Source organism: Microbacterium sp. HSID17254, from assembly GCF_003989315.1.
GTDB lineage: Bacteria > Actinomycetota > Actinomycetes > Actinomycetales > Microbacteriaceae > Microbacterium.
Map to the genome: position 1 here is coordinate 1 of NZ_RBLT01000198.1, position 675 is coordinate 675.

Consider the following 675-nt stretch of genomic DNA (forward strand, 5'->3'; position numbering starts at 1 on the left):
GGGCGGCGCTTCGCGATGGCGTCGACGATCAGCTCGGCGGCCTTCTCCGCGGGGAAGGTCAGCAGCTTCTCGAAGTCCTTCTTGCCGCGCTCGGCCTCCTCGGCCGGGATGTTGACCCCGACCCGAGCACCGGCGGCGCTCCCGGTCCTGATGCCGCCCGGGTGCACGGTGGTGCCGGTGGCACCGACCTGGGCGAGCGCGGCGCGCAGCGCCTCGGAGAAGCGGCGGACCGCGAACTTCGACGACGAGTACGCCGACTGCCCGGGCGGGGCGATCAGCCCGAACAGGCTGGACACGTTGACCACGTGCGCCCCGGGCCGCGCGGTCAGCGCGGGCAGCAGGGCGTGGGTCAGCCGCACGGGTGCGCGGAAGTTGACGTCCATGACCCAGTCGAACTCGTCGAGGGTCAGCCGGGCGAAGTCCCCGCCGAGCGCGACACCGGCGTTGTTGACCAGCAGCCGGATCTCCGGGTGTCCGGCGAGGATGCGGGTCGACAGCGCGTCGACGGCGCCCGAGTCGGCCAGGTCGACGGTCTCGGTGGTCACCGACAGGCCGGGGTGCTTCGCGCGGATCGCCGCCGCGACGGTGTCGAGCCGGGCGCTGTCGCGGTCGACGAGCACGAGGTCGCTGCCGCGCTCGGCGAGCAGCCGGGCCACGTGCTCGCCCATGCCGCCG

1 protein-coding gene is annotated in these 675 nt (G+C 74.1%); it reads right to left on the reverse strand.

Features of this window, described 5'->3' with window-relative positions:
- The coding region (locus D8M34_RS18570; RefSeq protein ID WP_126894743.1) for an SDR family NAD(P)-dependent oxidoreductase at positions 1-675 on the reverse strand (675 nt) is incomplete at both ends.